Annotated in this window: 4 protein-coding genes and 2 pseudogenes; 1 reads left to right on the top strand and 5 read right to left on the bottom strand. The window is 43.7% G+C overall.

Translation table 11 applies throughout. From position 1 onward, the window contains the following. Window positions 1-227, top strand: a pseudogene (locus K2G41_RS01565) (hypothetical protein); the annotation flags it as partial. Window position 228: 1 nt separating this feature from the next. Here the strand turns inward: K2G41_RS01565 and K2G41_RS01560 are convergent. From K2G41_RS01560 to K2G41_RS01540, 5 genes and pseudogenes are all read right to left on the bottom strand, one after another. Then, entirely contained in the window at window positions 229-465 is a 237-nt protein-coding gene (locus tag K2G41_RS01560) for a DNA-binding protein (RefSeq protein WP_300113467.1), read from the bottom strand. Window positions 466-1,008: 543 nt separating this feature from the next. Next, complete coding sequence (locus K2G41_RS01555; protein ID WP_300113465.1) at window positions 1,009-1,773, bottom strand: metallophosphoesterase; 765 nt, start codon at window positions 1,771-1,773, stop codon at window positions 1,009-1,011. Between the two features lie 7 nt (window positions 1,774-1,780). Then, a complete protein-coding gene (locus K2G41_RS01550) occupies window positions 1,781-2,563 on the bottom strand; it encodes a hypothetical protein (RefSeq protein ID WP_300113462.1) in 783 nt (260 codons plus the stop codon). Then, on the bottom strand, window positions 2,557-3,540 hold the full coding sequence (locus tag K2G41_RS01545) for a helix-turn-helix domain-containing protein (RefSeq protein WP_300113459.1): 984 nt from the start codon (window positions 3,538-3,540) through the stop codon (window positions 2,557-2,559). Before K2G41_RS01545 ends, K2G41_RS01550 begins: the two co-directional genes overlap by 7 nt. A 110-nt stretch (window positions 3,541-3,650) precedes the next feature. Then, window positions 3,651-5,566, bottom strand: a pseudogene (locus K2G41_RS01540) (DNA primase); the annotation flags it as partial.

The following is a 5,566-nucleotide window of genomic DNA, read 5'->3' as shown; positions in this document are numbered from 1 at the left end:
GCACACTTGTGGACGAGATCATCTCCTTCGTCGAAGAACTCGCCCCAGAGCGTTATGCCGAGGAATGGTCAGATGCATCCGGTCAGTTCTCACCGACCCGATACCTCCAGGCCGTTGCCGATATGGACGACATCCGCACCCGTGCGTGGCTTCTTGCAGTCGAGCTGTCGGAACTCGCCCGGATACAGGATGAAGTGCTTACGTTCCAATGGTTCCTTTGGAACTGAGTCAGGTCATTCTCTTTCTTCCCTTTTTCGGCAGACCCGCCTGTTTGTATTCAATCAGGGTCTGTCCGAGGAACATGAACCGGCTGCTATGCCCGGTAAGAAGATAAGAGAGCGGCCTGTCAGGATTATTCACGTAGTCATAGACAGTGCAGCGGTGGACACCGAAATATCTTGCGGCTTGTCCTGCGGAGTACAACTGTTCAGGTATTATGTCAGGTTCTTTGTTTCCGGATTTCATGTCAGTAATCTTATAATCTTCAATCAGATTACAAAATTACTGCTTAAAAGAGTGCCTTCAAAGAGGTAAATATCGGATAATGTGGTATTTAGTGGGATTTTGTAGGACTGGCAGGTTATATTGTATACTCAATTCGGAAGGTTGGGCACACCAAGAAAAATATTATTGGATTAAAAGACCCATATATCCCCGGGAGTTGACAACGGTGACATCGGTTCCACAATAAGTCCGCATGAAAAACAAGCGGTTATAACGCCCTTTATTACAATACTTTTCTATTTTAAGAACTATAAGAATAATATCATATTATAACCGAAAAGTTGTCAACACATGGCTATGAAATTTCTCCGGATGATTGTTTTGTCAACCGTTGTCAACGTTTGTCAACGCTATGTTTTCTAATGTAATGGCTGTGTAATAGTAATTTAGGTTCGGTCAACGTTGTCATCGCCGTATCATGTGCCTTTTATTTTTCAAGATTATCGACTGAAAGTAAAAAAGACTACCCGAATGGATAGCCTTATAGTAGATTCCTATGCTATTTTATATTTCTATCACTGCATCAGGACGGAATGTAAGATGTTCATTCTGGAATACATAACCGAGCTGGTTGCTTACGCATTGAGTCTTACCGATGGTCTTGTCGATGTTCCTGTGGGAATGACCATAGATCCAGTAGGAAATAGGACTTCCGGCAATGTAATTACCTAATTCTACAGTGAAGGCTCCGTTGATGCTACTGTTTTTAAACTCAGGAGACATCAGATCGAATGATGGAACATGATGGGTTGCAACTATTATCTTGCTTGCATTTGATTGAGAAACGGCTTTCTCAATAAAGGCTCGGCACTTAAGATGCTCTTCGTTGAATCTTTGAGCTGAAAGGCGGAACTCTCCGTTTCTGATTCTATTGAAGTCGCTCACACAACGTTCCGTAAGGTATTCTTCTGCCGGAGGCACAAATGACCATAATGTCGATGCTACAAGGTCTATCTCTTCATCGAGAGGCACCACTGCATTGTAGCAGACCTTGACATTGGGTCGAACCTCCAAGGACCATCCGTCATGAAGTTCGTTTATATCAAAAAACTTATACAGCTCATGGTTGCCGGGAACGACAATCACCTTCCTGAAATTCTCGGATGCCCAGTCCCAGAACGGATGCGTCTGATAGTTGGCGTCTCCAAGATACCCTATGTCTCCGGCCAACACAAGAATGTCAGCCGAAGGAATGATAGGATTTTCCTTTAGCCATTTCGAATTTACACCAAATTCAAGGTGGAGATCTGATGCGTATTGTAATCTCATATCAGAATTATAACTTTACAAAAAGATCATCCAATCGTTTTAACAGATCCTTTGGTGTTATCCTACGTAACCCCATATCTTTTATCAGGTTTGCGTCTGGCATATCCGATTCGACCTGTTGACGGAATGATACGACATCTTCATATAATTTCTCGGGGAGCCCAAATGTCTGGTCACCGGATGAGATGGAGGCGATAAGACGAAAGACATCGTTACGGTGTTTGCGTATATGTTTCTCGTCTCCCTCGCCGGTTTCAGCCTTTCGCCTCTTCATCTCCAGATATGCCTTGCATTTAAGGGCTATCAGACTTTCAACATTTGAGATATGCACACCTTCTTCCACTGTACTGTGTTCGAGGGTATAGTTGTAATATTCATCATCAAGAAGTATGGCAGACAGACTCGACAGATCAGCATCAGTCGGAATAGGTGTGATATGCACGTCCGGAGGAAGTTCAAACACATCAAGTGAACGGGAGAACAGTTCCACCTGTGTCGGATATTCCGGATTAGCGGGCTTGTTAAACCTATAATACTGCTGCTTCGGTTCTTCTCCCTTCTCTCCAACCTGATTTTCCTCATATCGGGCAGCTTTGACAAATTTCCAGAACTCTGCCACAAAGTCATGGGAAAGTGCTTCGATTATGAGTATCATATCTATGTCTTTAGTTGCTCTCGGTTTCTGACCGGCAGCATCTTCATGTACCTCACAGGCTGTACCGCCTATGATGACATAATTATCCTGATATTTACCGAAATGTTCCTTGAACTTTTCTATTCCTTTTACCATATAATGTCATTTATCATGTTTTCAAGTTCTATCTGCACCCTCTCGTCTTCGTAGTCTTTCAAGAGAAGATATAGAGATAATTTATCTACTACTCCGGTTCCGGAAAGCAGGGCGGGATCATATTTCCATACTTCAATGCCGGCCTCTCCAAAAGGATCCCAATAGATATCCTTTTTCTTTAGATTCTTGTATTCCTCTTTTGATACGGCAATCCGGTAAGGGCCCCCGTTCAGAAGGGAATATTCAGCCAAAGCGTTCTGTTCTGACACAAGTCCATTTTCGCTTATTCCCAATTCAGGAGTATAAACGATGAAATCTACTGGGGTTTCCAGATATGGCAAAGCTTTTTCCCATAGGTCTTTTCCCTGATAGTTAAACCGTATCTGCTTTTCCTTACCTCCGGACAAGGTTACGAACCCCTTTTCTTTCATCCATCTGATACCTCTGTTCACAGTTGCATAGGAGGTTTTCAACTTTTCAGCGAGTGTCTGCATTGTTATTCCATCTATGTTTTCTTTTTCAAGATGGTATAATACGGCTAATTGGAAAAGCACGGGGGGCTTTTCGGGTTCTTTGTGCTGCTCTGGTTTCTCGCGGCTGACAACCAAGAAAATCGATGGTAGAAATAGTTGGCGATTACCAACAACTATATCGATATTGCTTTTAGTGTAACGGCGAAACAGGTAAGATGCAATCTTATTAAAGACAAAAATTGGTATAATTCCTGTTTGCTTCAACAGAACTTCCTTCTGTCTCGCTAAGACAGTTGGTGCCATATTCTCGTCATCATCGCCTACTCCGGCTATGATGAAAGGCTTATTATAGATTTCTGTCTGGTAGTAATCATATGCTCCGCTCAGACCGAAAGGGATCTTCTTCTTTATGGTTGGTTGCAGTTCCATAGCTTTTATTTTCTCAGGCAGGAACTCATTGATACGGTTTATAGCCGTAATAATATAATCAGGAATGTTGCTCATAATCACATCGTATGATTTTGTGCAAAATTAGTGATTTTATCCGAGACTGCCAAATAATATTTCTCTTGAAGTGCCTTTAACATCTTACTTCATGTATAAATCATACATCATTACCCGATATCCGAAGCATTTTCCAAATCCGATGAAACTTCGGTTTCAAGGTCAATTCCAAAGGCATCTTTAAGAATGAGGTAATCGAAGCACAGGGCTTTCGGCCGATTTGTTTTCTTACGTCTTATCTGCTGGCCATTAACCGTCTCAACGGAGTAATCTATATCGCCATTTGGCAGGAGAATTGAAAACCTGTCCTGTTTCAAACCGAGGTAAGAGTTATGCGATTTCAGATAAGACATGATGGTGGACCAGTAGGATCTCGCTGATGTGGCATTGTTGCCGCGTCCGCTGAATAATGGGGATATTGCTGCGGCATTAAGGTATAATACTGGTCTCGCCTCGCTGAACTCTATGTCCTCGCTTACAGACAACGGACGGAACTTCCTGAGATACCTTATATTGAAATGTACTCCTTCCACACATTTGCCTGTTGTCTGGAATCCTTGAAGCATATTCCAAAAGTCTCCGATCTCGGAGCTTTCCTGTGCCAATTCATTCTGATTGAGGACTCCCTTGACGGCTGTATCGAACAGATCCGCATAGCTGAAAGGCAGGTCAAGGACTGTCTCCAATGACCTATAGGTTGCCAGCGGTATCACCCAGTTACCGAAGATACGCTCATGAACGGTTACATCACCAAGCTTTGTCGCAAGCTCGCGCTTGCTCATGGCATACGCCTCCGGAAAATTCTTTTCAAATAGTGAGCGATATTTTAATAGTTCCACTGTAAGGTGTGTCAGACCCATATTGCATAGTGTCACTATATCCTCATATCGTGCTCGTTCTGTCTGATTGAATGATGTTTTTGTGAACGTGAGAAAAATCACTCTGGTATAAAGCGCCATATCCTGTGTCGGTTTGTCCTGACCGCATAGGGCTATCCCTGTGCTAACTATTGTCTGGGCGGCCATTCCGTCTGTGTTAGTGTTCTTCTTTGTCTGACCGCCGCCTCCCCATAGACCTTTGAGATAAGCGATCTTTCGTATATCGAGGTCGTTCTTATACTCATCGAATACGACAAGGGTGTTGACAGCCTGAGAGACTCTGTCATTCATTGCCGGAACAGACGTCACACCAAGGTTCGGAGGGTCAATGCCATGAATGAAGAATGACTGAAGGGATGTTGCGAGTGTGGTCTTGCCTGTTCCTTTCTCACCGAACAAGTTGAGTATCGGGAAATGCCGGGTACGCCGGAATATCACGTCCCTGAATATGGTGGCGAACAGATAGCTGAGAGCTATCCGCGCGTTTTCTCCGAATACCGATATAAGTTTCTCTGCAAATATCCTCATCGATACGCCGTTACGGTTCTCATGCACCATAAGCCGTTCAAACTGGTATATTTCATGGTTATTTCGATACATTTTCGATGTCGCAGGGATATAGAATGCCTTGCCGTTGGAGCCTCTGACTATACCCATATCGTCAACCTGAAAGAATGTTCCTTCCGTAAGTATGCCGTTACCGAATGCGAAGAAGTCATTGATGCTGTCCCAGCCGAGCTTTCTGATCCTCTCAGCAGTATCGGTCTTCGCATACAGATACCTCTTTACCCGATTGAGCTTTTCTATCTTGGCAAGCCAAATAAAGTTACCGAGAGTACCCACCTTCTGTTGAAAAGCATTGAGGGAACACATTTCTGATTCCCTTATCTCCAGGAGCCGTCGGTCACCGGCTTCATTCTTCAGGATGAAGATTCTGGTTCCGTTGTTGTCATCACCGATATGGAACATTGGCTCCATTACAAAGTTGGATATTATAACCGGGTCCTCTTCCTCACTGCCGATGGTATAATAACAGTTGTCCCTTATGAATAACCCTGCCTGTCTTAAGGCGTCAACTTCGCGCTGTCGTTCATCGAGGGCAGATGTAGAATCTTTCTTCCTTCTGTTCTCGCCACGAGACTGACTGA

The organism is Duncaniella sp. (assembly GCF_029056165.1).
GTDB lineage: Bacteria > Bacteroidota > Bacteroidia > Bacteroidales > Muribaculaceae > Duncaniella.
Note: the sequence above shows the minus strand (reverse complement) of the source record. Positions and strands in the feature narration are given on the sequence as shown.